The following is a 26,725-nucleotide window of genomic DNA, read 5'->3' on the forward strand; positions in this document are numbered from 1 at the left end:
GGTTTGGCGTTCAACACACCGACACATCCGCACCCGCCGCGTGATGCCCTGCAATCCAGGCAAAAACCATCGACGGCCCGATCGTTGCGCCCGCGCCGGGATAAGTGCGCCCCATGACCGGGGCCGCGTTGTTGCCAGCGACGTAGAGCCCTTCGATCACACTGCCATCGGCGCGCAGAACGCGCGCATGCGCATCCGCCATCAGCCCGCCCTTGGTGCTGAGATCGCCCGGCCAGTACCGCACGGCATAAAACGGCGCGGCATCCACCGGGCCGAACGAACGGTTCGGCCGATGCGCGGGGTCGCCATAATATTCGTCGTAAACATTGTCGCCGCGATCGAAATCCGCATCGACCCCGCCTGCCGCAGCCATGCTGTTCACCCGCGTCACTGTGGCGACCAGACCGGCGGCATCGATCCCGCACTTGCCAGCAAGTTCCTCCAGCGTTTCCCCTTTCTGGAAAAACCCGCTCTCCACATATTGCCGGGTCACCCGGGGTGGTATCTGGCCGAAGAAATAGCGGTTCCTGTAACGTGTATCGAACACCAGCCAGCTGGGCACAGCCGGAACCGTCTTGTCACGCTCCAGCATGGCCCTGCCCGCATCGACATAAGACGCCGCTTCGTTCGTGTAGCGTTGGCCCGACTGATCGACGATAATCGATCCGGGCAAGGTCCGTTCCCAGATGCCAACATTGATCGTGCCATCGGGCGAAATCGAAACCGGATACCACGTCGCCGAATCCATAAGCGCAAGTTCCGCGCCGATTGCCGCGCCGATCTTGTGCCCATCACCGGTGTCATCCGGACTGGCCGGGCTCCATTCCCCGGTCACGCCCTGAAGCGGCATGCGGTAGGCCGCATCCTTGGCAAAACCGCCTGCCGCCATCAGCACACCGCGCGGCGCGGCAATCGTTTCCTCACCCTGCGCCGTCGTGACTTTCACCCCGATGACCCGGCCCGCATCGTCCTGCACCAGTTCCTTCAACGGCGTATCGAGGCGCACTGGGATATCGAGCGACTGGACCACAGCCATTAATTGCGCGACCAGCGTCTGCCCCATGGACAGCGGCACCTGCCCCTTGATCCGGAACTTCAGCGTGCGCGCAACAACGGTCATGACCCCCATCAGCGAATTGAACGAACGCAGCATGGTCGGAATCTTGGGCGCCGCATCGGTGGTGATCGCCAGCGGGCGCATCATGTTGCGCCGCATGGTGTGAAGCATCGCACCCAGCCTATTGGCGTCGAAATTGGACGCTTCCAACGTACGGCCAACCTTGGCGCCGGGCATCTTCTGATAATAATCCGGATACTTCGGCGCTCGAATCCACGTGAACCCCAGCTTTTCGAGCGATCGCACCATTTTGGGGCCCGCATCGAGATAGGCATGTTTGCGTTCACGGCTGCTCGCCGGGCCGACTTCACCGACAGTCGCCTCGAGATAGGCCATCGCCTCCTCGTAGGAGTCGGGAATATTATCCCGCTTCATCAGATGATTATTGGGTATCCATACACCGCCACCTGAAAGCGCGCTGGTCCCACCCCAAAGTGCAGCCTTTTCGATCACCACGGGGTTCAAGCCATTAAGCTTTGCCGCGATGGCACCGGCCAAACCGCCTGCGCCCGAACCTACAACAACGAAATCAACCGACGCAGCCAAGCCACCCTCCCCATCAATCCGACGGCTGTGTATGGTTTTACCTTGACCGCGACAAGACAGGCCTGCGGTTCTTCCCCCTGTTGGAATTTTTCGGTCGCCCCGGGAACCGGGTTAACCATCAAGAGTCATGAAAACAGGGCGTTCTTCGTCACTGAAGACCGCGCATCGCGCGAATGCCCAAGGGGTGGGCCAGTCGAGGACCGGGCAATCCCCTTTGTCTTCGACCGGTTCAGTCCCGGAGAAGGCGGCCCCTCCCCCGGACCGCCTTCTTTTCGTGACGCCTGCCGAAGGGCGGATTCGGGTGAAGGGAATGGTTAAGAATTGCGTGTTACCCCTAAATCACGAAACATTTCCCAATGTTGGGAGGGATCATGGCCGTAACGTTTATTCGTCCCCATCGCCGGTTCGCCGTGCGGCGGAATGTGCGGGTCGCGCACAAGGCCTCGGAAAGCACCGAAGGCCTTATGATCGAGCTTTCGCTCCGGGGATGCCGGATCAGCAATCTTGCACAGAACCCGTTTGAACCGGGCGAACCGGTCACACTGGAAATCAGCGGTTTTGCGCCGATTGATGGCTCTATCCGCTGGACACACAGCGGCATTGCGGGCCTCTGCTTCAACGATGCCCTGCACGCTCACACTTTCAACCATCTTGTAGGCATTTGCCGCGGCGACATAACAGCCGCGCCGGTATCCGTGCAGAAGGCCAGTCCCGCCCGCCGCAGACAGATAGCCTGACCGATGTATTTGGCGCGACTCGTGAACGGCTGTTACTTTGGTTCCAAGTCCGAACGACAGCCCACGCTGCCGGAACGACATCAGGCAGGATTTGCAGTGATCCGGCCGACTGGCGGAATGCTGCACCCCGCTCTATCGCGAGGATAGACCATGCAGACGCGCGCAAACGTACCGCTCTGCCTGAGGCATGCACGCGAGGAAGTGCTCATGGCGTTGAGCGCACCCACGGCCCTGGAGGAAGGGCAGCACCGCAGGCGAGCAGACAAGTATCTCACAAAGGCAATTCGCGGCATCCAACAGGACCCCGGAAAAGTCTACGACTGGTCTCGTGTTTGACCGGACCAACAACGCTGGCGTGACATCGCGCCAGTAGGCACAACCCAAGGTCGCGCCCCAATGCCATTCGGCACCCCCGACCAGGTCAGGGGTGCCGCTTGCAACGGACCTTCAAAAATCGCGAGTCGATCAGCGCTCAGGTCGAATGACCGGGTAACAAATCGGTCTGGTCTTCCTGCTTTGCAGGTTTCGCAGGCTTGGCCTTTTGCTTCGGCGCAGCGGATTCGGGCTGGGTTGCGGTAGGCTGCGGCTTGGCCGACGGCTTCACGGCAGCGCAATCGCCACTGCTGGCCCGCACGACCTGAGGTTCCTTGCCACTGCCATCGGAACGCCATTCCACAGTCTGCGTGCAACCGTTCGCGCCACTGGTCGACGAATGGAAACTGTATTGCACCATTGTACCTGCGGGCAAATCGCCCTGCGAAACCAGGTGCACCGGAGCCCCATCGGCATCAACCGCCGCCATCTGGTCCATATTCGCGATCTGTTGCATCATGGCCTGATGCCGGGCTTCCATTTGCGCCATCATCAGGTCCATCTGGGCAAAGGGTGCGAAGAACATGTCGTCGTCAAATCCGACGGGAAGGCGCATGTCTTGCGCCGCAACCGGCGATTGCACCACGGTCACGTCGGGCCGCGCATCACCGAGGTAATGGATTTGCGCCACGCCGCCATCGGGCAGCTTCACTTCCATCACGTGCACATGATCAGAGGCCGCTACGGCCACCCCGGTTGCAGCCAGCGCAACGACACCTGCGACAAGGGCTGTACGAAGCTTTCGCATCACCATTTTCTCCTGAAATCCGGTCAGCGAAATTTAGGCGCACATGCTGAACGCCAGATGACCAGCCCCCGTTCGGACCGGAGTAAACGCCCCGGTTGTGCGGTGAAATGGCACGGGATCATTCCGCAGTGAGATGGGCGACCAGTGCCTTGACCTTCTTCTGGCGCCACTGCGGCACGGGCGCCACCAGCCAATAGGCCTTCCTGCATGGTTCGATATCACCCATGCGATCGACCCGGCCATCCGCAATCCATTTTTCCGCCAGCAACGCAGGGACTTCGGCAATGCCCAGCCCCGCCGCCGCAGCGGCCAGCGCCTGGCCCGCATCCGGCACACTCAGCAGCGTCGCGGCATCTGCCGCCGCGTCGCTTTGCCCCTGCCAGTAGATTTCGGGTTGATCGCTGTTGCCACCCGTTCCCGGCGCGCAAACCCGAACCTTGCCCGGCGCCCCGAGAGAAACACCCTCGTATTCTCCCGGGCCTTCAGCCCAGCGCACCGCGATATCCAGATTGGCTTCCGCAAAATCATTGGCATCGCCATCGACCAGCGCAAACTGAACGTCAGGATTGGCAACCCGGAAGCTGGCCAGCCTTTCGCCAAGCCAGGCCGCGAAAAAGTCGCGCGGAACAGCGATGGTATAAAAATGGCTGGCCTGCCCGGCCTGCATGGCACGAACGGCTTCCTCGAAATTGAGGAAACCCTCACGCAGGGCATCGAGCCCGGCTTTCGCCTCTTCCGTCAATTCCAGCCCCTTGCTCGTCCGCCGGAACAGCACAACGCCCAGCACGTCTTCCAACGCCCTGATCTGCTGCCCGACAGCCGCCGGGGTAACCGCGAGCTCGTCGGCTGCGCGGGTGAACGAGAGATGCCGTGCAGCGGCATCGAATACGCGCAAGGCGTTCAGAGGCAGGTGTGTGCGTTTCATTGATGTTCGCGTTTAATCGCCACCCGACCCACGGGCAAGCGCGGTGAACGGCAAAACGCTACCGCTCAATCTGCGGTGGCAGGCGCTGCGAGCGGGAAGAACGGTATCGCAACCCGCAGAGCCTCGCCGCTTTCCTTGCGGAACGTATAATGCCCTTCCATCGAGCCATGCGGCGTGGTCAGCGGGCAGCCCGACACGTAATCATGCGTTCCTTCGGGTGGCAGGATCGGCTGTTCGCCAACAACACCTTCGCCGTCGACATGGTTCACCGCGCCATTGCCGTCCGTAATGCGCCAATGACGAGTGAGCAGTTGGATCGTTTCCCTCGAGTGGTTCTCGATACGGATGTGATAGACCCAAAACCACTTGCCCGCCGAAACATGCGACTGTTCCGGAAGAAAATTGACGGCAACACGGACGGTAACCCCATCAGTGATCGCTGCGTGCTGGAATAGCTGCTCCATGACGATTCGTAACCTAACTCGATTTACGCGCGCGGCAAGTCTTTCGGCGGGGACTGTCCCCCCGTTTCTGGCGATGCCAGCGCATCGTGCGATTCCAGGCGCCAGATGACCCCTGTGGAATGGTAATCGAGCGAAACCTCCGCGTTCAGGCTCTGGCGCGGAACATCGAGGATGAGCGTTGTGCCAAACCCGGTATTCTGCGGAATAACTGTCGCAGGACCGCCCCGCTCCGTCCATTGTATGGCAAAATGGTTGTTGGCGGTGTCCACGTCCCAATGGAGGGTCACAGCGCCCTCTGCCACGGAAAGCGCCCCATATTTCAGCGAATTGGTGGCAAGTTCGTAAAGCGCCATCCCCACAGCTTCCGCTGCGCGTGGATTCAGCGCGGCATCCGCCCCATCGATGGCGATCTGCCGCTGCCCTTCCCCGAGGAATCTGAGCTGCAGCGCAACCAGTTCGCTCAGCGGCACCTCTCGCCAGTTTTGCCGGACCAGAATATCCTGATTGACGGAAAGGCTGGATAACCGGCGGTCAAAACTCTCCAGAAATGCGGGCGTCACCCCGTGCGTGCGCCGGGCAATGGCACGGATTTTCATCAACATATTCTTTGATCGGTGATTGACCTCATTCAGCAGCAGACCGATGTGTTCGGCCTGCTGACGCTGCTCGGTGATATCGGTGTTCGTGCCAAACCATTCAGTGATTGCACCGGTCTCATCAGCCACAGGCACCGCGTGCGAGAGAAACCACCGATAGTCCCCGTTGGCACCGCGTAGCGGGAACAGATCCTCCCAAGGCTCCCCCAGTTCCAGGCACCGCCTGAACTTCGCGCTTACCCGTTCCACATGATCGGGATGATGCACCCACATCGGACCATGCACGGACATCGTCTCAAAGTTCAGGCCGGTGAATTCATACCACCGGCGATTGAACCAGGTGACCCGGCCATCGGCACCCAGAATCCATGCGAACTGGGTGATGTTGTCAGCCAGCATTCGAAAACGCCGTTCGCTGTTCCGCCAGCGATCGATCATCGCGATGCGCTGACTGGCATCACGAATATTCTTGCTGGCACCGATGATATTGCCGCGCTTGTCCCTGACCGGCGACACCGCCACGGCCACGTGAACCGTGTGCCCGTCCTTGTGGAGGCGCTCGGTATAAAACTCCCCCACACGCTCCCCCGCATGAATACGCGCGAGAATATCGTCTTCTTCCTGTTGTCGTCCTTCGGGGATCAGCCGCCGGATAGAATGCCCGATCATTTCCCGGGCGCTAAATCCGAAAATCCTTTCGGCTGCCGGATTCCAAATAATAATCCGGCTTTCCAAATCTTTAGCAATAATAGCGTCATCTGAAGATTCGATCAGAGCGGCATAATGATACTCTACCTCCATCATGCCCTTCCCTCATCTGATGAAAGCGTGACTGCCAAGACTGGCAGAACGCTATCTCCATTTGGGCACTATGGCGAATCTATTCCCGTCAAAGGTCAACCTTATAGTCCGGCCTTACGCAGTGCCTGATCGAGATCGTCGATGAGATCCTGAGGGTCTTCCAGTCCGACACTGATGCGCAGCATCCCTTCGGTGACACCCATCGCAGCCCGGGTTTCCGCCGCGAGGCTGGAATGGGTGGTCGATGCCGGATGCGTCATCAGCGTTTTGGAATCGCCGATATTGTTCGAAATATCGATCAGTTCCAGCGCGTCGAGAATGGCGTGTGCTGCTTCACGGCCGCCATCGATCTCGAACGAGAAGATCGAGCCCGGCTTGATCATCTGCTTCTGCACCAGTGCGAATTGCGGATGGCTGGGCAACCCGGGATGCAGAATGCGCGGCACCCGCGTTTCGAGAAAGCGCCCCACTTCCAGCGCGTTATCCGCCTGGCGATTGGCACGCAGGTCGAGCGTTTCCAGCCCCTTGAGCACCACCCACGCACTGAAAGGCGACAATGTCGGCCCGGTATTGCGCTGGAACGGCAGCAGATGATTGTTGATGAAATCTGCGGACCCGCAGACCGCGCCCGCCAACACCCGGCCTTGCCCGTCCATCAGCTTGGTCGCGGAATAGGCCACGACATCGGCACCGAATTCCAGCGGCCGTTGCAGCGCGCTGGTTGCGAAAGCATTGTCCACCACGCTGCGAATGCCATGTTCGCGCGCCAATGCGCAGACCGCCGCGACATCGACGATATCCATTGTCGGGTTCGCAGGGGTTTCGAAGAAGAACATTTTTGTGTTGGGCCGGATCGCCGCTTTCCACGCATCGAGATCGCGCCCGTCAACCGGGGTCGCCTCGATCGCAAAGCGCGGCAGGAGATTATCCGTTACCCAGCGCGTGGGCCCGAAGGCCGCCTGTGCAACCACCAGATGATCGCCCGCCGACAACTGGCACAGCATCGCCGCCGTCATCGCGGCCATGCCCGATGCCTGAACCCGGCACGCTTCCGCCCCTTCCATCAGCGCGATGCGTTCTTCCAGCATCTGCACCGAAGGGTTTTGCGTGCGCGAATAGGTCATTCCCGGTTCCTCGCCGGCGAAGCGCGCGGCCGGGGTTGCCGCATCGTCGTAGGAATAGCCGGAAGTAAGGAAAATCGCTTCGCTCGTTTCGCCCTGTTCGGAGCGCCACGTGCCACCACGGACAGCCCGCGTCGCAGGCCGCCATTTGGTCGTAATCGAACGGTTCTGACCGGTGTTCTTCTTCATGGGCGCGCGTTTAATCGCGCCCACCGGCCGGGGCAAGCGGCGATATAGCCTGATCGGACATTACCATCCCGATTTTCGGGTCATGCCGATTTTCGGGTCATGCCGATTTTAGGGCCATCCGATTTCAGATGGCCCCTTGCCAGGACATCTTGTCAGAACATCCCGAATCAGAGGCGTGCGAGCACCGCATCGCCAATTTCAGCCGTGCCAGCCGTGCCACCCAGATCGCCGCCGCGAATCCCGTCAGCCAATGCTTGCGCAACGGCCGCCTCGATCCGGACAGCTTCCGCTTCCAGCCCGAAACTGTGGCGCAGCATGATGGCAAGGCTCAGGATCATCGCCATGGGATTGGCCTTGCCCTGCCCGGCAATGTCCGGCGCGCTGCCGTGAATCGGCTCGAACAGGCCCTTGGTGCCGTATTGCGTTTGCGTTTCACCCAGCGCGGCGCTGGCAAGAAGCCCAATCGAACCGACACACATGCTCGCCTGATCCGACAGGATGTCGCCAAACATGTTGCCCGTCACGATCACGTCGAACTGGCCCGGATCGCGCACCAGCTGCATCGCCGCGTTATCGACGTACATATGGCTCAGCGCGACATCGGGATATTCCGCGCCAACTTCGATCATCACATCGCGCCACAACTGGAACGTCTCCAGCACATTCGATTTGTCGACCGAACACAGCCGCCCCTTGCGCCCCTGCGCCGCGCGGAACGCCACATGGGCGATCCGGCGCACTTCGTCCTCGGCATAAGACATCAGGTCCCAGCCCTGACGACGGCCATCGTCCAGCGTGCGAATGCCCTTCTCGCCAAAGTATACGTCGCCGTTCAGTTCGCGCACGATCAGCATGTCGATCTTGCCGGCCACTTCGGGGCGCAGCGCGGACATTTCTTCCAGCCCGGCAAACATCGTGGCCGGACGCAGATTGGCGAACAGCGTGAGTTCGCGCCGCAGGCCAAGAATTGCCTGTTCGGGGCGCAGATGGCGTTCGAGATTATCGCATTCGAAATCGCCGACAGCGCCAAACAGGATCGCGTCGGCTTCATGCGCGATACGGATGGTATCTGCGTGCAAAGGGTGGCCAAGCTTGCGATAACCGGCGCCGCCAACATAGCCTTCCATCAATGTGACATCGGGCAGTGCGAGCGCATCGAGAACCCGCAGCGCCTCATGCATGATTTCGGGACCGATGCCGTCTCCGGCGAAAACCGCGATCTTCATGAACTATCTTCCTGGTCTAATGGGATCCCGCGATCCGGGCGAGCCGGTCGCGCAGCATTGCGCGCGCCGCCATAACGTTTCCGCGGCGGTCGGCAAGGCAGTATCGCGCGATCAGCAGGCCCATGCGATCAAAAGCCGCCAGATCCCCCGTCCATTCCCCCAGCGGGCCGGGATCGCCGCCTCCATACCCCAGTTCCCGCATCAGCAGCGCTTCATAGCGCAAGAGCGCCTCAGCCCAGCCGCGCGCTGAAGGCGCATGACAAATTGCCGTAAGTAATGCCGATAATGAACTGTAAAGATTTGGATATGATTGCCGTTCCGGCAGAGTGGATGCCGTCAGCGCGCAAACCCATGTCATCGCCGCTGCGGGCAAGGGTTCCGCCAGCCACGGGCCGCGACTTTCGACAAGTTCCACTTTCGCAAAGGGTAATTGATTTTCGGAACGCGCGCGCATGTCCAGATCGACAAGGTTGCCCGGGATCACAACCGGACGCAGTGCGCGCCCCCGCCCTCCTGCGACATAGCCCGCCACCATGCCATGCTCCTCGGTCAACAGGCGCGCGATTATCGCGGTTTCACCGTGTGGCCGGGCAGCACAAAGGATGGCGGGGGCGCGAAAATGCATAGGCGATGCATGTGGCCCGATGACCGGTCAAACGCAATGGACCGCGACATGGTGACTGGAACCGGAAATGGCAGGGGACAACGCCCCGCCCTTGCCCTTGTAAAACGCCGGAAGAACCGGGCGTTCGCGATCAGGCTTTCTGCTTCGCTTCCAACGCGGCGAGGCGTTCGGAAAGTTTTTCATTTTCTTCCCGTGCCTTGGCTGCCATTTCTTTGACAGCATCAAATTCTTCGCGACTGACAAAATCAAGGCCACCCAAGGTTTCCTTCAGCCGTTCGCGTGCGCCATCACGGGCTTCCCGGGTCATCCCCGCGAATGTACCAGCGGCGCTGTTCATCAGCTTGACGAAGTCGGCGATCAGAGGATTTTCGCTTTGCATGGCGGGTATGTGGTCCTGCGCACGCGGCTTGTCCAGTGGCCTGAAGCGCGCAGGGCACCTCTGCCTAAAATTCTATGCGCTGCACCGCCCCACTGGCGTTGCTGCCATCGGCATAGGGGTTAAGCTCCAGAATTTGCCAGGTGAGCACGCCCGCAAACAGGACCCACGCGAGATAGGGCAGCAACAGCGCACCTGCGTACCACCGGATACGCCAGAACAGCACCGTGGTTACCGCCACGGCAATCGCCAGAACGCCAAGCAATACCAGCGACGCGGAAATCTTGTGCGCGGCAAAAAACAACGGTGCCCATGCGAGATTGAGCGCCAGTTGGACAAGGAACATGGCAATCGCCGACCCACGCCCACGGGCACCCCATGCGGAACAGACAACCGCGAACGCGAAACCCATCATCAGATAGAGGATAGTCCAGACAATCCCGAACGTTGCCGGCGGCGGATAAATGCCGGGCTTGCCCAGCGAATCGAACCAGAGATTACCCGGCCCACTGCCCGCCAGTTCCCCCGAAAGAAAACCGGCCAGCAAGACAGCCGGCATCAGCAACAGCGCCCAGCGGGCCAGACTGGCTCGCAATTGCCCTTGCGAGGCGAGAAGATTCATCCGCAACCCCCGTTGATTCGCAGCGGATATTGGCGGGGCGACGGGCCGCATGCAATTAGTCGATTTAGCTTTGTTCCCAAACGGGACTTCAGAAGCACCAATTATTTCAATGCGCGGATCATGCGCGCTGTGCAGCGATCAGAAATTCCACATTGCCTTCGGGGCCCGTGATCGGACTTTCGACGATACCGTCCACCGCCCAGCCTTCGCTTTCAAGCCAGGCGCGCACCTCATCGCATACGCGGGCATGCAAGGCGGGATCGCGCACGACGCCACCCTTGCCCACTTCCCCTTTGCCGACTTCGAACTGGGGCTTGATCAGGGCCACGAGACGGCATTCGGGTGACGCGAGTTTTAGAGGTACTTCCAATACCTTATGCAACGAAATGAAGGACGCATCGCAAACCACCCAGGTACAGGGCGCATCGATCATTTCCGGTGTCAGAATGCGGGCGCTGGTCTGCTCAAGAACGGTGACCCGCGGGTCCTGGCGCAGTTTCCACGCCAATTGGTTAGTGCCAGAATCGACGGCAAAAACCCGTTCAGCCCCCTTGCTGAGCAGCACATCGGTAAACCCGCCGGTCGAACTGCCGATATCCATCGCCACCACACCCGTGGGATCGAGTGCGAAATGATCGATCGCATGCGCAAGCTTGATTCCACCGCGCGATACCCATGGATGATCCCGCCCTTTCAGGACGATTTCCACATCTTCCGCGAATTGCTGCCCCGGTTTGTCGGCCTTGCGGTCCCCCACCATGACCAGTCCGGCCATGACAAGCGCCTGCGCCCGTGCCCTGCTTTCCGCCAGCCCGCGCATAACGAGCAATTGGTCGATCCGTTGTTTCTGTGCCACAAACCGGCCGATAGCCGACCGAGCCCTCTTGAGCCAGCACCCGCTTCGGGCCATCATCGCCAACATGACTTTGAAGCGTCTTACCCCCGTCGCCCTGCTCGCCCTCGCAGCGTGCGTTCCGCAAGCTTCCCCACCGACACCCACACCAACGCCCACACCCCGGCCGGTTGAACGACCCCAGCCGCCGGTTCCGGCCACGCCACCCGCCACATGGATGGATATGCCACGCACCCCGGGCGACTGGTCCTATCGTCAGGGACGGGCCACCTACACCTCACCGCAAGGTGGGGCGATCTTCACCATGGCCTGCGATCGCAGTGCCGGACGCATTACGCTTTTGCGCGCAGGGGTTGCCGGGGAACGCACGACCATGCGCATTTTTACAGAAACCGCCAGCCGCTCCCTCGATTCGGCAGGCGGCACCGCTGGCGTCAATGCTTCGCTGACAGCGCGCGATCCCTTGCTGGATGCCATGGCGTTCTCGAAAGGACGGTTCGCGGTGGAAGTGCCCAACGCGCAAACCCTCTACTTGCCAAGCTGGATCGAAGTATCGCGTGTAATCGAGGATTGCCGCTGAATTCCGCGCAATACGGCCAGAAGACTCGCATTCGCAGGTCGACGTTTCCCGCGATTTTTCACCCCGGGATCAGCGTCGTGACGCCACCTTGCACATCGCGGGACCTGCAAACGACAACGGGCCGGTGGATAACCGGCCCGAAACCCCAATTCTGACGGCAAAATAATTGAATGCAAGACTTGTGTTGCGGCGCATCATGACTCACATTGGAGACAAGCCCGGGGAGGTTCCGGGTTTAGCCGCAAAAAACGGCGACTTTGGCTCAACAGCGCGAAAGGAGGTGATCCGATGTCTCATGGTCCAGCAGAGAGGTCGGCTACGTTCCGCACGGAGCATTATCGCTGATCTAGTTCAGTAAGCGATAAAGGCTTTGTGGGCGGCACTTCCTGGCCGCTGACCATGTGAAAGGCCGTTCCCGGCGATTGTCGGGGCGGCCTTTCTCATATCTGCCGATAACGATCGCCTGCGGCACAGGCCGCTTTGCCCAGCTTCCCCCTTGCACCGAACGCCACATAGGCTTACCCGCGCGCCTGTCCCGCAAACAGGAGAGGTAACTCTGCCGATGCCCGAAAATCAGGGTCTTACGTTCGAACGTCTTCCCCACCCCGCTCCGACAGATTCGGCACAGCGGGAACAGGCGCTCGCCAATCCCGGTTTCGGTTCGGTATTTTCGGACCACATGGTCACGATCGACTGGGAAGAAGGCAAAGGCTGGCACAATGCCACACTCGGCCCGCGCGTTCCGTTGAGCCTCGATCCGGCAACCGCCGTGCTGCACTATGCGCAGGAAATTTTCGAAGGGCTGAAAGCTTACCGGCAGGCCGATGGCACCGTTGCCCTGTTTCGCCCCGAAGCCAACGCCGCCCGTTTCAACGCATCCGCGCGTCGGCTGGCCATGGCGGAACTGCCTGAAGAGACATTCGTCGAATCGGTGCGCCTTCTGGTCGAAGCTGATCGCGACTGGTTCCCGACGGTTGAGGGCGGTTCGCTGTACCTGCGCCCCTTCATGATCGCATCGGAAGCCTTCCTGGGCGTGCGCCCTTCGAAGAAATTCAAATATATCGTTATCGCCAGCCCGGCCGGTAACTATTTCAAGTCGGGCGCACCTGCCGTGTCGATCTGGGTAAGCAGCGACTATTCGCGCGCGGCCCCCGGTGGCACCGGTGCCGCCAAATGCGGCGGCAATTACGCAGCCAGTCTCGTCCCCCAGGCCGAAGCGATCGCGCGTGGGCACGATCAGGTCGTGTTTCTCGATGCGGAAGAGCACAAATGGATCGAGGAACTGGGCGGCATGAACCTGTTCTTCGTGTTCGACGATGGCCGTATCGTCACCCCCCCGCTGACCGGCACCATTCTGCCGGGCATCACCCGCAACAGCCTGCTGACGCTGGCCCGGGAAGAAGGGCTCGATGTTCATGAGGAACGCTACAGTGTGGAACAGTGGCGCGCCGATGCCGCCAGCGGCAAACTGATCGAAACTTTCGCCTGCGGTACTGCGGCGGTTGTCACCCCCGTCGGGAAGATTGCCGATCGCAATGGCGAAGTACTGATCGGTTCAGGCGGCCCCGGCCAGCTTACACAGAAATTCCGCGAGAAACTCGTTGGTATTCAGCGCGGCACGGTCGAAGACAAACATGGCTGGATAACGAAGCTTTCCTGACAGCGTCCGGTCTTTTTCGGCTTGCCCATCAACATTGCGCCCTGCGCCACCCGGCGCCGGGCGCAAGCTTTTTGCGCCATAGCCCCAGTTGATCATCGCCTGTTTTGCCATGCGATGCAGCGTGCGAACCGGATTGTGCGGCATCAGCGGCAAGGCCCTGCCATCGGGCTCCGCCGTCAGCCCCTCGAAACCTGTTCCGGTGGCGATGCTGCTGCGCCCCAACCATGCGCAAAGCGCTTCGAACCGACGCTTCATAAGGCGTAAAGGTCTGGCATTATGCCGATCGAACAGTTCAAAACTGTGCGATACCAGCACCATCGCGGGCCATTTATGCGCATGCGCATGCGTGATCGCCGCCTGCATCTCGCGCGCGGACAGGGCAGCAACCTGCCCGTGCCGGACGCCGCCGTTGCGCGCGGCAATCGCAGCGATCGGCATTTCGACCACATTATTTTGGCGAAATGGCGCACAGGCGCCGATGGCTTGCACGATGCTGCATTCGGTATCCTGAAGGCCTGCAGGGAAACTGCTGTCATACAGGATGCCGCAGTCGCTCAACGCCCGTAGCGTGTTGTCATCGGCCCCATAGTTCCCTGCACGAAACGCCCTGGGAAACGCAGCGCCCGCCGCCACCAGGCGATCCGCCGCATAGGCAACCAGTATCCGCTGCTCCTCCCGCGTGAAATCACGCATATTCCGACCCGTGCGGTCACCCAGCGGGTTTTCCTTCGCGAAACGGAGCCATTCGGTGTGCAGATGCAACTGCACCTCGTGCCCGTGTTCAAGAATCGGCTGGACGACCCTGTCCACCGCCTCCTGCCCCCAAACGAGCGCAGGCATCGGATCGACAAAGAACACGCCCCGGATACCGTGCCGCGCCATCACGTCCATCTGGTAATGAATGCCGGCCTCTTGCCCACGCGCCCGGCAAGCAATCGCAAGATCAAAATTCCGCGAACAGTCACGCGCCACACCTCGCGCGTAGAAATCCTCGGAATACTCCGTATCAATTGTGATCAAAACCGGCAGCATTCGTCGCGCCCCCACCTTCGCAACTTCCGAATCCTTTCTGCATGATAGCGTTTTTTTGCACCTTGCAACGGGAGTTTTCTTGTCGAATTTCCGTCAGTTCGGCATCCTTACCCTGCAGCGCAGATATACCCTGGAGATTATACATGGCCGACACGACCTATACCCCGCCTCAGGTCTGGACCTGGGATCAGGAAAACGGCGGCCGTTTCGCCGGAATCAATCGGCCCACGGCCGGCCCGCGTACAGAACGGGATCTGCCGGTAGGCGATCATCCGTTCCAGCTTTACTCGCTCGGCACGCCCAATGGGCAAAAGGTCACGATCATGTTCGAGGAACTGCTCCACGCGGGGCATTCCGGCGCCGAATACGATGCGTGGATGATCAACATCATGGAAAGCGACCAGTTCACTTCCGGGTTCGTCGACATCAATCCCAATTCCAAGATTCCCGCGCTGGTCGACCGCTCGGGCGCGACCCCGTTCCGCGTCTTCGAGTCAGGTGCCATTCTGGTCCATCTGGCCGAAAAGTTCGATTTCCTGTTGCCCCGCGATCCGGCGCGCCGTGCGGAAACGTTCAGCTGGCTGATGTGGCAAATGGGGACCGCGCCCTTCCTGGGTGGCGGGTTCGGCCATTTCTTCGCCTATGCGCCGGTCAAGATCGAATACGCGATCAACCGCTACGCCATGGAAGCGAAGCGGATTTTCGATGTGGCTGACCGCCAGCTCGCGCGGACCCAATTCCTCGCCGGGGATGAGTATTCCATCGCCGATATTGCCGCATTCCCGTGGTTGGGCATGATCCACGGAGGGCATGCCTACAACAATGGCGCGGAATTCCTGGCACTGCACGAATACAAGCATGTCGGCCGCTGGATCACGGAACTGAGCAAGCGCCCGGGCGTGGCCCGTGGCCGACTGGTCAATACCGAAAAGGGCCTAGCCGAGCGCCACGCGGCCAGCGATTTCGACGCGCTGGACCCCGAATTGCTGAAAGGCGGTTGAAAGGGACGATAACCCCCTTCCCTTCGCCCGAACGCTCGTTATAGAGGCGCCGGTCTGCTGGGGCGTCGCCAAGTGGTAAGGCACCGGTTTTTGGTACCGGCATTCGCAGGTTCGAATCCTGCCGCCCCAGCCAGGGATTTCTGCGGGTTTCGAGAGAAATCCGCGATCCTTCTTCCCGATATTGCGCAGGCCACCCTGCCCCGCGAATTTTTTGCGCGCAGAATCAGAACGGCTGTGCCCGCCGCTTCAATCGGCGGGATTATATTTCTGCACAAACCGCATTGCCGCCTCCAGCATCTGTTTGCGCGTGGCGGCACGTGACAGATAATGGTCTTCGGCAGCGAGCGTCACGAATTCGTGCGGCTTGCCCGCGCGTTTCAGGGCATCGGCCATGATCTCGCTGTGCTTGAACGGCACGACCGTATCGTCTTTCCCATGAATCAGCAAAATCGGGGCATCGGCGCGTGCAGCGAACCGGCGCGGGGAAACATCGTCATAGCCCGCCGGGTCGCCCAGCCTTTCCACGCGCGAACGCCGTACGGTCGGGTTGTAAGCCGTTTCGCGCAAATCGGTTTCATACATCAGCCTGACATCGCTCACCGGCGCCACAGCCACGGCACAGCGATAGGTGCCCTGTTGCAGGGTCACGCCCGCCAGCGCGGCATATCCGCCATAGCTGCCCCCCATGATACAGGCACGCGACGGATCGACGATGCCGCGCCGCACCAGTTCGGCCAGCCCATCGGTAATGTCGCTCTGCATCTTGCGTCCCCATTGCCCATACCCCGCATGCATGAACGCGACGTCGCGATTGGTAGAGCCGCGAAAATTGGGCTGAAACACGGCATAACCGCGCGATGCAAAGGCCTGCGCCCACCAATCGAACTGTTCCCCATCGAAGGCATGCGGGCCACCATGCGGAAACAGGATGACGGGCAGTTTTTGCGCGACCTTCCCGGGGGGAAGCGTCAGTATCCCATCCATCTTCAAGCCATCAGACGCGGTATATTCAACCGTTGAAATCGGACCGACATCCGAGGAATTGATCTGCAACCGTTCGTAGGCGATCGGGTCGGCCTTCCCCTTGGCCATGTCCACGATATACCATGTGCCGCTATCGCCATTCCCGCTCGTATGGACGAGGAAATGGCTGAAGTCGGGCGTCCATTCCTTAATCGACGCAGTCGTATTCCGAAACGCGCGATAAACACGGTCGAGTGCCTCCTGCTTTGCCGGATCGAACATGACGGTGCGCGCCACCGAGCCTTCGGGGAGATAGCCCATCAAGCGCCCGTTCGTGCTATCCACATAGAAACGCCCGACATCGACATCGGCGAGAATCTCTTTCTGCGCCCCGCCCGCCAACGGCACCTCGAACATGCGGACACGCTGATCTTCCGCATCTTCGATCGTATAGATCACGCCAGTCCCATCATGGTTAAAACTTAACAGCTCGACATTTCCGGTTTTTGCAACGCCGCGCGCGATGGTTTGCCGCTTCTGGTTGCTGATATCCCACGTTCCCGCTTTCGTGCGCATTTCGAACGTGACCGCAACGACACCCTTATCATCGACAAGCCAATCGCCCCAATTCCCCTCGCCCGCGGGATCTGCAACCTTGGTTGCGCGATTTTCCTTGAGATCGACGGCATACAGGGTCGGGCGGCCATGGTCGAATTCGTAAGAGCCGGGCCCGATGCCACGTCGCAGAGCAAGACCGGAAAAGAACCCGTACCATTTTCCGTTCAATCGGCGTGAACCGTAATATCCCCATATTGCCTTGGCGATGGCATCCGATTTGGCGAACACCGTTTCTGCCTTGCTGCCGTCTGCGGGCACTATCAGGGCTCCGGACAACTCGATCTTGTTGGTGGTGAAATCGAAACCCAACGCCTCGGTTGCGCGAATTTCCGCAATGGCGAAATCACTGCCCACCCACGAAATCGTGTCAAACTTCATATCTGCTATCGGGATGCCGAAGTGAGAATTCCGGACGGTATCGATCAACACGATGCGGCGGCCGCCCTTCACGGTCCCAGCGAAAGCAATCGCCTTGCCATTATCGGCGACAGAAATGTCTTCCACGCCCGGAAGATCGCCATAGGCGTCCAACGGCGGCGCGGCATAGCCCGGCACGGAGAAGCCCAGGCCGCAAGCCAACGCCACGCGCAACAATGCGACTTTGCCCCCGTGCCATGCCATGCAAATTCCCCCTGTGCGCCCCAACGGCACGCGGTGGATCGCACAAAGCGATCCGAGTGCATAGCGGTGATCCGTCGCCGTCTGCCGGAATCGCCCCCACCTTGTTCCTGCCACGCGATATGCCATATTCGGGCGATGGTGTGGGATCTTCGCCGTGCGCTTCTCAAGAAAGAGGAATTCGAGTCCGCCCGGCTGATGGACTTCGATTTCCGTTTGCGCGCCCGTGCCACCCGGCTGCTGGCCCAGGCCTATGCGCTCGATGAAACGGCGCTGGTGGGCAACGTCGCCCTGCATGATGAAGACGGCGTTGTCGCGCTGGTCGCCACGCAGACCGGAACCGCGCGGCATGCCGTGCAGGCAGAATATCTGCGTTGCCTGATCAGCGCACGCGAGGCGCTGATCGCCGAACGCGGCGATCCCACACCGCATCGCCTGGCATAGACCGAAACGGGTCGGGAATGGGACGGTCAGGCCGGAACGTCAGCCCCGGCCGCCTCACCGCCAAAGCGCGGCCTATTCTTCGCCCATGCGCAGGGCGGCGATAAACGCTTCCTGCGGGATCGCGACATTGCCGTATTCGCGCATCTTGGCCTTACCCTTCTTCTGCTTTTCCAGCAGCTTCTTCTTACGGGTAATGTCGCCGCCATAACACTTCGCGGTCACGTCCTTGCGCAGGGCGGCGATCGTTTCGCGCGCCACGACCTTGCCACCGATCGCCGCCTGAATCGGGATCTTGAACAAGTGCCGCGGGATCAGGTCTTTCAGGCGTTCGCACATGTGCCGTCCGCGTTCTTCGGCCACGCTACGGTGCACGATCATCGACAGGGCATCGACCGGTTCATTGTTGACCAGAATGCTCATCTTCACGAGATCGCCTTCGCGCAGGCCGATCTGTTCGTAATCGAAGCTGGCATAGCCCCGGCTGATGCTTTTCAGGCGATCGTAGAAATCAAACACCACTTCGTTGAGCGGCAGTTCATACGACACCTGCGCGCGTCCACCGACATAGGTAAGGTCGGTCTGGATGCCGCGCCGGTCCTGACAGAGCTTGAGAATCGAGCCGAGATATTCGTCAGGCGTGTAGATCGTTGCCTTGATCCACGGTTCGTCGATCTGTTCGATCCGTGACGGATCGGGATAATCGGCCGGGTTGTGCAGCATAATTTCCTGCGCATCGTCGGTCTTCGATTTGCGCAACTGGATGCGATAAACCACGCTGGGCGCGGTGGTGATCAGATCGAGATCATATTCGCGGGTCAGGCGTTCCTGGATAATTTCCAGATGCAACAGCCCGAGGAACCCGCAACGAAAACCGAAACCGAGCGCCGCGCTGGTTTCCATTTCGTAGCTGAAGCTGGCGTCGTTGAGGCGCAGCTTGCCGATCGATTCGCGCAGCTTCTCGAAATCTGCGGCATCCACCGGGAACAGCCCGCAGAAGACCACTGGCTGGACTTCCTTGTACCCGGCCAACGCCTGCTCCGCGCCATTTTTGACCGTGGTGATCGTGTCACCGACGCGAGCCTGTTCCACTTCCTTGATCTGCGCGGTGATGAAGCCGATTTCGCCCGGGCCGATTTCCGGCAGGTCGGTGCGCTTGGGCGTGAAGCATCCCACGCGGTCGATCAGATGGACAGTGCCACCCTGCATGAACTTGACCTGCAGGCCCTTCCGGATTGCCCCGTCGAGCACCCGCACGAGGATGACAACCCCCAGATAGGGGTCGTACCAGCTGTCCACCAGCATGGCCTTGAGCGGCGCGTCCCGATCGCCCTTGGGCGGCGGAATTTTGGCGACAACGGCTTCCAGCACATCCTCGATGCCGATGCCTGATTTCGCACTGGCCAGCACAGCCTCGGAGGCATCGATACCGATGATATCTTCGATTTCGGCGCGGACCTTTTCCGGCTCGGCCGCCGGCAGGTCGATCTTGTTGATCACCGGCACGATTTCATGATCGTGCTCGATCGATTGATAGACGTTGGCCAGCGTCTGCGCTTCCACGCCCTGCGCGGCATCGACCACCAGCAAGGCCCCTTCACAGGCGGCAAGACTGCGGCTCACCTCATAGGCGAAGTCCACGTGCCCAGGCGTATCCATGAGATTCAGCTCATAGGTCTGCCCGTTCTTCGCCGTGTAGGTCAGCCGCACGGTCTGCGCCTTGATCGTGATTCCGCGCTCCCGCTCAATGTCCATATTATCAAGGACTTGATCGCTCATTTCACGGTCAGTCAGCCCTCCCGTGAACTGAATGAGGCGGTCGGCCAGCGTCGACTTGCCGTGATCGATGTGGGCAATAATGCTGAAATTGCGGATATTGGCGAGCTCGGTCATGCGCGGGCCGTTAGCAGTGCCTATGCGACCTGTCAGCGGAATTTGTCAGGCAACGCGGGTTTGCGGGAAATTCTGCACCTGAACTTGCATGAATTGGGGCGTCCCCGTTTGCGTGCCCGACTTGCCGACCAAAGGGTAATGACCAGGCGGCAGCACGGTTAGCGGCATGCCCGCTGCGGCAAGCACATAGGGCGAAACCCGATGGCGCGTACATAGCCCGCCCGCCCCATCGTTGATCAGCTGCGTTTCGAATTCGAGCCCCAGCACCGCATCGCGGGACCACACGACCGTAGCAACCGCGAGTTGTCCATTGCCCATATCCAGTACCAGTTCGGTATCCACCGGCACGCCAAGCAACCCCTCGACCCGTGCGCCTGTGCGCGAAAGGTCGCGCATGACCGCATCGTAACGATGATCGCCATGAATGAGCCCGACCATGCGGAACACCGACCGCCGGTTCGGGCGGTAGCGTTTCGGGCCATCGGGCTCGAGACGGAAATCGCCCTGCGCGAGCCGTTCCAGCACCTCATCATTCGGCAGCGCCTTCGAATAGATCCAGCCCTGCACGAGTTGCGCACCCATGCCGTGGATGAGATCGAGTTGGTCGAAGGCTTCCACACCCTCAACGATCACTTCCATCTTCAGCGCACTGGCAAGGCCGATTGTCGCACTGATGATCGCCTGATCCTTGCTGCCGCGCTCGGTGCAGGTTTCGACGAATTTCCGATCGATCTTGAGCTTTTCGAAGGGTGACGAGCTGAGATAGGCAAGCGAGGAATAACCGGTACCGAAATCATCGAGCGCCAGCCGGACGCCAAGCTGTTTGATCGCGCGAAAAATCTGATCGTTACTGTCGTCATCGCCGAGAAACACGCTTTCCGTGATTTCGAGCACCAGTTGCGACGGATCGATCTGCGATGCGGAAAGGACATGCGTCAGCGTGGTCACGAAGCCTTCGCTCATGAACTGGACGGCGGACACATTGATCGAGACGGGCAGTTTTTTCGGCCACTTCGCGGCATCCGCGCAGGCCGTCCGCAAGGCCCATTCGCCCAGCGTGTTGATCAGGTGCGAATCTTCCGCGATCGGGATGAACACTGCCGGACTGATCAAACCACGTTCCGGATGGTTCCACCGCATCAGGGCCTCGAATCCAACGACGATATTGTCTTCGATCCGGACGATCGGCTGATAATTCAGGGTCAGCTCACCATGGGCAAGCGCATCGCGCAGATCGTCTTCAATGAGGCGACGTTCTTCCGCTTCGTCCTTCAATTCGCTGGAGTAGAAGCGATACTGGCCGCGCCCGCCGCCCTTGGCCGAATAAAGCGCCAGATCCGCACTGCGGACAAGCTGATCGCTGTCCAGCCCGTCATAGGGTGCGATCGCGACGCCAATCGATGCACCGATCGTACAACGCACCCCATCGATGGTGTAGGGTTGTGACAGCATCTGGATGATCCGGGCGGCAATATCGCCCAACTGGCCACGATCATCGAGATCGGGAAGGATTACCTGGAACTCGTCCCCACCCAGGCGCCCGATCTCACCCTGTTTGGCAACGATCCGGTCCAACCGCTGGGCGACCTGCTTGAGCAGCTCATCCCCCGCAGGATGGCCCATCGTGTCATTGATCTGCTTGAACCGGTCGAGGTCGAGCATCATCAGCGCACAACTGCGTTGGGCCGCCTTGTATGCAGTCAGGATCGAGGTCAGCCGCCGCGCCATGCGATGGCGATTGGCCAATCCGGTCAGCGAATCGAATTCCGCCAGTCTCGCTGCATCCTGCCGTTCCCGCCGCTGCAGCGTGACGTCCTTGCCGTGACCCGCATAGCCTTCGAACCGTCCCGCGTCGTCAAACACCGGGCGTCCGGATATCGACCACCAGATTTCCTTGTCCTTTACCGGAGCTTTAACCGGCAGTTCGACAATGGAATTGCGCGCGGCGAGCAGAAAATTGAAAGGCCGGTTCTGCCCTTCCATTTCATCCAGCTCGACCGTGAAAATATCGACGACGGGGCAACCCAGTATGTCGTCCAGCGCGGTGTCCAGCAGGTCGCATATGCCCCGACTGATGTAAGTCAGGCGCCCCTCTGTATCCGAGGCCCAGAACCAGCCCTGCCCCGATTGTTCATAGATATCCAGCAAGCGCAACCGCTCTGCGCTGCCGATGGGCGTCGAGGACCGCACTGTGCTGTCCGCCGATGAGCGATTGCGAAAGTTACCGAGCAGTTCACTCAAAGCCATCGAGCAGTTCCCCAGATCCCGGCATAGGCTGTGCCCCGGGCAGACGTTACAGACTATTAACTAAGAACTGAGACTTAACTATTCGCAAACAAACGAAATAATTTTTCCGTCGGTCACACTGCCGCCCGGATGTTGCCGCGTTTGGGGGGCTGCTGGATGGCCAAGTCGCTGCGCACCAGATTACCGTCGCGATCGCGCGCAAGCGGGACAGTAAACGCCAACCCTACGAGACCATCTTCGGCCCAGCGGCACGTGGCGCTCACGACAAGATCGTCTGAAAGCCTCACCTCAAACTGCGCGCCCGCTGGCACGTTCCACAGGCCCTGCACCAGTGCGCCGGTTGCAGAAATATTTCGGATTGTCCCGTTGAAGACATGCCCATCACGATGGAGCGTGACCTTGCGGAAGGTACTGTGCCGGGCCGGACGCCGGGCATACTGGTCTTGATCGACCGCTTTCACCACAGTGCCCAGCCGCAAGGTGGCTTCCGCCAGCGTCAGGACACCGTCATAGACAAAGCCCTGCACGTGGCTGCATCCGTGCAGGCGCACCTGTTCCAGTTCCTCGCGCGTTTCCACGCCTTCAGCGGTCGTTTCCATACCCAGCGATTCCGCCAGATTGGTAATGGCTGAAATGATCGCGCCGTTGCGGCTGCCCCGTTGCATGGCTTCCTTCAGAAAGCTCTGGTCGATCTTGATCCTGTTGAAAGGGGCCTTCTTCAAATGGGCCAGCGAGAAATGGCCGGTCCCAAAATCGTCAAGCGACAGGCGCACCCCGATCCGCTTCAACGCAGCGAACATGGCATCCATGCGTTCGTCGTCGCTGAGAAACACGCTTTCGGTGATCTCAAGCTCAAGCCGCGATGCCCGGACGCCCGCATGCGCCAAAGTGCGGGTGACAATCATCGGCAGTTGCGGGTTTTCGAACTGCAGTGTCGACAGATTGACCGCGACAAGAATGTGCTCGGGCCACAACGCCAGATCTTCGCATGCCGTGCGCAAGACCCATTCGCCAATCGCGGAGATCAGCCCGGTGTCTTCCGCCACCTCAACAAAGACGGCGGGGGACAACAGCCCCTTTTCCGGATGGTTCCATCGCAGCAGGGCTTCAAAACCGCAGATCTTCTCAGTCGCGGTTTCGATGATCGGTTGATAGTGCAGTTCCAGCCCACCATCGTGCATGGCAAGGCGCAGATCTTCTGCAAGCTTTCGCCGTTCTTCCGCGAGCGATTGCAAGTCTTCCGCAAAGAACCGGTAGCGACCGCGCCCGTCGTGTTTGGCCGCATAGAGCGCAAGATCGGCATTGCGGATCAATTTATCGCTGGTGTCACCATGCTCAGGGGCAATCGCAATGCCCACCGATGCGCCGATTTCCACACGCCGTCCGTCGATGGCATAAGGTTGCGACAGGTTCGCCATGATGGTCGAAGCCAGATCCGCGAGCTTTTCCCGGTCCGCAATACCAAGGATGACCTGAAACTCATCCCCCCCCAGACGCCCGACCTTGCCACCGGTGGCCATCACTTTTTGCAAGCGAACGGCAACCTGTTGCAGCAAGACATCGCCTGCCGGATGCCCCATGGTGTCATTGACCTGCTTGAAGCGATCAAGATCGATGAGAAAGATTGCGCAAGCGCGGCTTTCGCCATTCGGCATCGTCATGAGCTTGTCGAGCGTCTTCAGCATCGTATGGCGATTGGCAAGTCCGGTTAGCCAATCGTACCGCGCCAGGCGTGAAACTTCTTCCTGGATTTTATGCTCGCTGGTCAGGTCAAAGGCGGAACCGCGAAATCCGGTGAATTTTCCCAACAGATCATAGGCTGGCCGCCCGCTTAACGACCATTGATGTCCCATTTCGCCATTGCTGTCCCGGGCATGCACGGTGACATTTTCGAACGGCGTCCGTGCGGTAAAATAGAATGCCAGATTTTGCGCCTCGAGAGTGCCTAGCACCGCATTGTCAAACAGGGAGAGAAACGGATTTCCAATGAGATCACCATGTTCCCGTCGAAGCGTATCAGCGACAGAATGCGAGAGATAGGTGATCACACCGTTGTGATCCGTCTCCCAGAACCAGCCCTGGCGCATCTGTTCCAGATCGGCCAGAATCTGCAGAGCCTGCTGTTCACGGCGGGCCTCTGCCGCGACATAGATACCGCGCTCGGTCAGGAACGCCTCCTGACCGCGGCTGGCGCAATAGGCAATCGGCAGCACCACCGCCCACGCCAACACGCTTGCCGTACTGCCTTCGGTCAGCGCCACCGCCCCCCAAAGAGGGACAGGAACCATCATTATCATATGCGGCCGAAACGCCTGCAAAAGCGTGGCGAGCGCACAAACCGCCGCGACACCACCAAGACTGACAGACCAGCTGACTGCCCCCGACACAGCCCACAGGGTCATGACACAACCGAACAGCGCCATGGGCGCCATCACCAGTGCGATCGCGACAACCAGTTTGTACGATGCAATCGCGCGGGAAAGTTTGGCGGAAAGTTCCAGAAGACCGGATGAAAGAGCAAGGACCGCAGCCGCAAGGAACAGGATCGCGATATGGGGTGTAAGAACAGCCTGCGATGCGATCCGGGGCAGCAGCACCGCCAACGCCATCGCCAGCGCCACCACCCACCAATGCGCGGATATCAATCGCCCATCGCCAATTACGGCAAAGTTCGTGGTCACAGCGCCATCATGCGCCGTGCCGGGCGCACCACGCTCCCCGCGGTCGCCTTCACGCCTGAACCCTGCCCAATCCATCGCCTGCCAATGCGCAGCAAGCTTTTGAAAAAACGTTAATCACGGCGGCAATACCGCGAACATTTTTTGCCAGCGCACAGTCCCTGCAACGGGATGACAACAACCACTGCTGGGCAAGCGTAACAATTGGCCAATCTTCCGCCGCAAGAGCTTGTCTGGCACGTCCAAATAGGGAAGAAGACGCAGCAGACCAAAACAGGCAAAAACGCGGGAAGGACATTGAATGCGGCATCTAGCGATTATCGGCTCTGGCCCGGCAGGCTACTACACGGCCGAGGCAGCCCAGAAATTGTGGGGTGACGATGTTCGTATCGACATTTTTGACCGCCTTCCCGTTCCCTACGGTCTGATCCGGACCGGCGTTGCGCCGGATCACCAGTCGATCAAGGCCGTATCCGCACGTTACGAGAAGACCGCACTGTCGGATAATGTCCGTTTCGTCGGGAATATTTCGATCGGGCAGGATGTCACCGTGGAAGAGCTGCAGTCGCTCTACGACGCGGTGATATTCGCCACGGGCGCGCCGAACGATCGCCCGCTGGACATCCCCGGCGAGGAACTGTCCAACGTGTTTGGCAGTGCCGCATTTGTGGGATGGTATAACGGCCATCCCAATTTTGCCTCGCTCGATCCCGACCTGTCTGGGCGCAATGCCGTGATCATCGGCATGGGCAATGTCGCGCTCGATGTGGCGCGCATTCTTTCCAAGACCGATGAAGAATTCAAAGGCAGCGATATCGTGGCGCATGCGCTGGACCTGCTGCGGGATTCAAAGCTGGAAAAAATCACGATCCTGGGGCGCCGAGGTCCGCACCAGATTGCCATGACACCCAAGGAACTGGGCGAGCTGGGCAAGCTCGAGAATGCCTGCCCGCGCGTTAGCCCCAGTGATCTTCCCGAAGAAGGCGAAGATGCGCTGCTGGAACCCGGTCAACGCAAATCCGTGGTACATCTGCGCAGCTTTGCCGCCATTCCGGAAGGATCGCGTGCGGATTATGGCAAGGAAGTCGCCTTCCAGTTCTTTGGCGTGCCCGAACGGATCATCGGCAACGGCAAAGTCGAAGGTCTGGAAATCTCCGAAACCGCGCTGCGTGACGGGAAACTGGTTTCCACCGGCAAAGTGGAAACCATTCCCTGCGATCTGCTGGTCAGTTGCATCGGTTATCGCACATCCCCCATTCCGGGCGTCCCATTCGATGAACGGGCGGGCCGCTTCGCGAACGATGAAGGGCGCATCCTGCCCGGATTGTACTGCGTCGGCTGGGCCCGGCGGGGCCCGACCGGCACGATCGGCACCAACAAGCCCGATGGGTTCGCGATCATCGACAAGATTGCCGAAGATTACGAAGCGGGCGTGCTTGGCGGCACGCGCAAGGAAGGTCGCCCTGGCTTCGACAAGCTGACCGAGGCACGCAATCTCGATGTGATCACATTCCGCGACTGGAAGAAGATCGAAGAAGCGGAAGAAAAGGCCGCCCGCGACGGCGCCCCGCGCGAAAAATTCGTGCATGTCGACGAAATGATCCGCGCACGCGGCTAGGCCCAAACAAAAACGCCACCCCGACCGATATCCGGTGGGGTGGCGTTAAAATCTGCGC

At 60.1% G+C, this 26,725-nt stretch carries 22 protein-coding genes and 1 tRNA gene; 7 read left to right on the forward strand and 16 right to left on the reverse strand.

The window, feature by feature from the left end:
- Nucleotides 1-10: 10 nt before the first annotated feature.
- On the reverse strand, nt 11-1,663 hold the full coding sequence (locus EGO55_RS01175) for an FAD-binding protein (RefSeq protein ID WP_021689152.1): 1,653 nt from the start codon (nt 1,661-1,663) through the stop codon (nt 11-13).
- Nucleotides 1,664-2,034: 371 nt separating this feature from the next.
- Between EGO55_RS01175 and EGO55_RS01180 the strand changes: the two genes are divergently transcribed.
- Nucleotides 2,035-2,400: a PilZ domain-containing protein gene (locus EGO55_RS01180; RefSeq protein ID WP_021689153.1), complete on the forward strand. Its 366-nt coding sequence runs from the start codon at nt 2,035-2,037 to the stop codon at nt 2,398-2,400.
- A gap of 472 nt (nt 2,401-2,872) precedes the next feature.
- On the opposite strand, the gene EGO55_RS01185 is transcribed toward EGO55_RS01180, so the two are convergent.
- The 10 genes from EGO55_RS01185 to EGO55_RS01230 all read right to left on the reverse strand — a co-directional run bounded on the left by EGO55_RS01185 (nt 2,873) and on the right by EGO55_RS01230 (nt 11,321).
- Nucleotides 2,873-3,520: a hypothetical protein gene (locus tag EGO55_RS01185; RefSeq protein ID WP_124916668.1), complete on the reverse strand. Its 648-nt coding sequence runs from the start codon at nt 3,518-3,520 to the stop codon at nt 2,873-2,875.
- Between the two features lie 118 nt (nt 3,521-3,638).
- The gene (locus EGO55_RS01190; protein ID WP_021689156.1) at nt 3,639-4,445 is read right to left on the reverse strand and encodes a LysR family transcriptional regulator; all 807 of its coding nucleotides are present in this window, start codon (nt 4,443-4,445) and stop codon (nt 3,639-3,641) included.
- A gap of 65 nt (nt 4,446-4,510) precedes the next feature.
- Nucleotides 4,511-4,909 (reverse strand): Co2+/Mg2+ efflux protein ApaG, encoded by a 399-nt coding sequence (gene apaG / locus EGO55_RS01195; protein ID WP_021689157.1) that lies wholly within the window; start codon nt 4,907-4,909, stop codon nt 4,511-4,513.
- 23 nt (nt 4,910-4,932) lie between these two features.
- Nucleotides 4,933-6,309 carry a PAS domain S-box protein gene (locus EGO55_RS01200; protein ID WP_021689158.1) on the reverse strand — a complete coding sequence of 459 codons (1,377 nt, stop codon included), beginning with the start codon at nt 6,307-6,309 and terminating at the stop codon, nt 4,933-4,935.
- Between the two features lie 98 nt (nt 6,310-6,407).
- Nucleotides 6,408-7,616 (reverse strand): trans-sulfuration enzyme family protein, encoded by a 1,209-nt coding sequence (locus tag EGO55_RS01205; protein WP_021689159.1) that lies wholly within the window; start codon nt 7,614-7,616, stop codon nt 6,408-6,410.
- A 167-nt stretch (nt 7,617-7,783) separates the two neighbouring features.
- Entirely contained in the window at nt 7,784-8,842 is a 1,059-nt protein-coding gene (gene leuB / locus EGO55_RS01210) for a 3-isopropylmalate dehydrogenase (protein WP_021689160.1), read from the reverse strand.
- A 16-nt stretch (nt 8,843-8,858) separates the two neighbouring features.
- Nucleotides 8,859-9,467, reverse strand: a complete 609-nt coding sequence (recO, locus tag EGO55_RS01215) for a DNA repair protein RecO (protein WP_040715018.1) — start codon at nt 9,465-9,467, stop codon at nt 8,859-8,861.
- A 130-nt stretch (nt 9,468-9,597) separates the two neighbouring features.
- Nucleotides 9,598-9,846 (reverse strand): accessory factor UbiK family protein, encoded by a 249-nt coding sequence (locus tag EGO55_RS01220; RefSeq protein ID WP_021689162.1) that lies wholly within the window; start codon nt 9,844-9,846, stop codon nt 9,598-9,600.
- Nucleotides 9,847-9,910: 64 nt separating this feature from the next.
- Nucleotides 9,911-10,465 carry a TspO/MBR family protein gene (locus tag EGO55_RS01225; protein WP_021689163.1) on the reverse strand — a complete coding sequence of 185 codons (555 nt, stop codon included), beginning with the start codon at nt 10,463-10,465 and terminating at the stop codon, nt 9,911-9,913.
- A gap of 118 nt (nt 10,466-10,583) precedes the next feature.
- Entirely contained in the window at nt 10,584-11,321 is a 738-nt protein-coding gene (locus EGO55_RS01230; RefSeq protein ID WP_021689164.1) for a TlyA family RNA methyltransferase, read from the reverse strand.
- A gap of 64 nt (nt 11,322-11,385) precedes the next feature.
- On the opposite strand from EGO55_RS01230, the gene EGO55_RS01235 reads away from it, so the two are divergent.
- Both EGO55_RS01235 and EGO55_RS01240 read left to right on the forward strand, forming a co-directional pair.
- Entirely contained in the window at nt 11,386-11,898 is a 513-nt protein-coding gene (locus EGO55_RS01235) for a hypothetical protein (RefSeq protein ID WP_040715019.1), read from the forward strand.
- A gap of 562 nt (nt 11,899-12,460) precedes the next feature.
- Complete coding sequence (locus EGO55_RS01240; protein WP_021689166.1) at nt 12,461-13,558, forward strand: branched-chain amino acid aminotransferase; 1,098 nt, start codon at nt 12,461-12,463, stop codon at nt 13,556-13,558.
- On the opposite strand, the gene EGO55_RS01245 is transcribed toward EGO55_RS01240, so the two are convergent.
- Nucleotides 13,454-14,590, reverse strand: coding sequence for a polysaccharide deacetylase family protein (locus EGO55_RS01245; RefSeq protein WP_021689167.1), 1,137 nt, complete (start codon nt 14,588-14,590; stop codon nt 13,454-13,456). The genes EGO55_RS01240 and EGO55_RS01245 overlap by 105 nt on opposite strands.
- Nucleotides 14,591-14,733: 143 nt before the next feature.
- On the opposite strand from EGO55_RS01245, the gene yghU reads away from it, so the two are divergent.
- Nucleotides 14,734-15,591, forward strand: coding sequence for a glutathione-dependent disulfide-bond oxidoreductase (gene yghU, locus EGO55_RS01250; RefSeq protein WP_021689169.1), 858 nt, complete (start codon nt 14,734-14,736; stop codon nt 15,589-15,591).
- Between the two features lie 58 nt (nt 15,592-15,649).
- Nucleotides 15,650-15,724, forward strand: a tRNA-Gln gene (locus EGO55_RS01255).
- A 113-nt stretch (nt 15,725-15,837) separates the two neighbouring features.
- Here the strand turns inward: EGO55_RS01255 and EGO55_RS01260 are convergent.
- Nucleotides 15,838-17,793 carry an alpha/beta hydrolase family protein gene (locus tag EGO55_RS01260; protein WP_021689170.1) on the reverse strand — a complete coding sequence of 652 codons (1,956 nt, stop codon included), beginning with the start codon at nt 17,791-17,793 and terminating at the stop codon, nt 15,838-15,840.
- Nucleotides 17,794-17,928: 135 nt separating this feature from the next.
- Here EGO55_RS01260 and EGO55_RS01265 point away from each other — a divergent pair, with 135 nt between their 5' ends.
- Entirely contained in the window at nt 17,929-18,234 is a 306-nt protein-coding gene (locus EGO55_RS01265) for a hypothetical protein (protein WP_021689171.1), read from the forward strand.
- A gap of 72 nt (nt 18,235-18,306) precedes the next feature.
- Here the strand turns inward: EGO55_RS01265 and lepA are convergent, their stop codons facing one another.
- The 3 genes from lepA to EGO55_RS01280 form a co-directional block, all read right to left on the reverse strand.
- The gene (lepA, locus tag EGO55_RS01270; protein WP_021689172.1) at nt 18,307-20,124 is read right to left on the reverse strand and encodes a translation elongation factor 4; all 1,818 of its coding nucleotides are present in this window, start codon (nt 20,122-20,124) and stop codon (nt 18,307-18,309) included.
- A gap of 45 nt (nt 20,125-20,169) precedes the next feature.
- Nucleotides 20,170-22,371, reverse strand: a complete 2,202-nt coding sequence (locus tag EGO55_RS01275; RefSeq protein WP_021689173.1) for an EAL domain-containing protein — start codon at nt 22,369-22,371, stop codon at nt 20,170-20,172.
- A gap of 113 nt (nt 22,372-22,484) precedes the next feature.
- Complete coding sequence (locus tag EGO55_RS01280; protein ID WP_161566001.1) at nt 22,485-25,052, reverse strand: EAL domain-containing protein; 2,568 nt, start codon at nt 25,050-25,052, stop codon at nt 22,485-22,487.
- Nucleotides 25,053-25,350: 298 nt separating this feature from the next.
- On the opposite strand from EGO55_RS01280, the gene EGO55_RS01285 reads away from it, so the two are divergent.
- Nucleotides 25,351-26,667 carry an FAD-dependent oxidoreductase gene (locus EGO55_RS01285; RefSeq protein WP_021689175.1) on the forward strand — a complete coding sequence of 439 codons (1,317 nt, stop codon included), beginning with the start codon at nt 25,351-25,353 and terminating at the stop codon, nt 26,665-26,667.
- Nucleotides 26,668-26,725 lie beyond the last annotated feature (58 nt).

This window comes from Caenibius tardaugens NBRC 16725 (assembly GCF_003860345.1).
GTDB classification, from domain to species: Bacteria; Pseudomonadota; Alphaproteobacteria; order Sphingomonadales; family Sphingomonadaceae; genus Caenibius; species Caenibius tardaugens.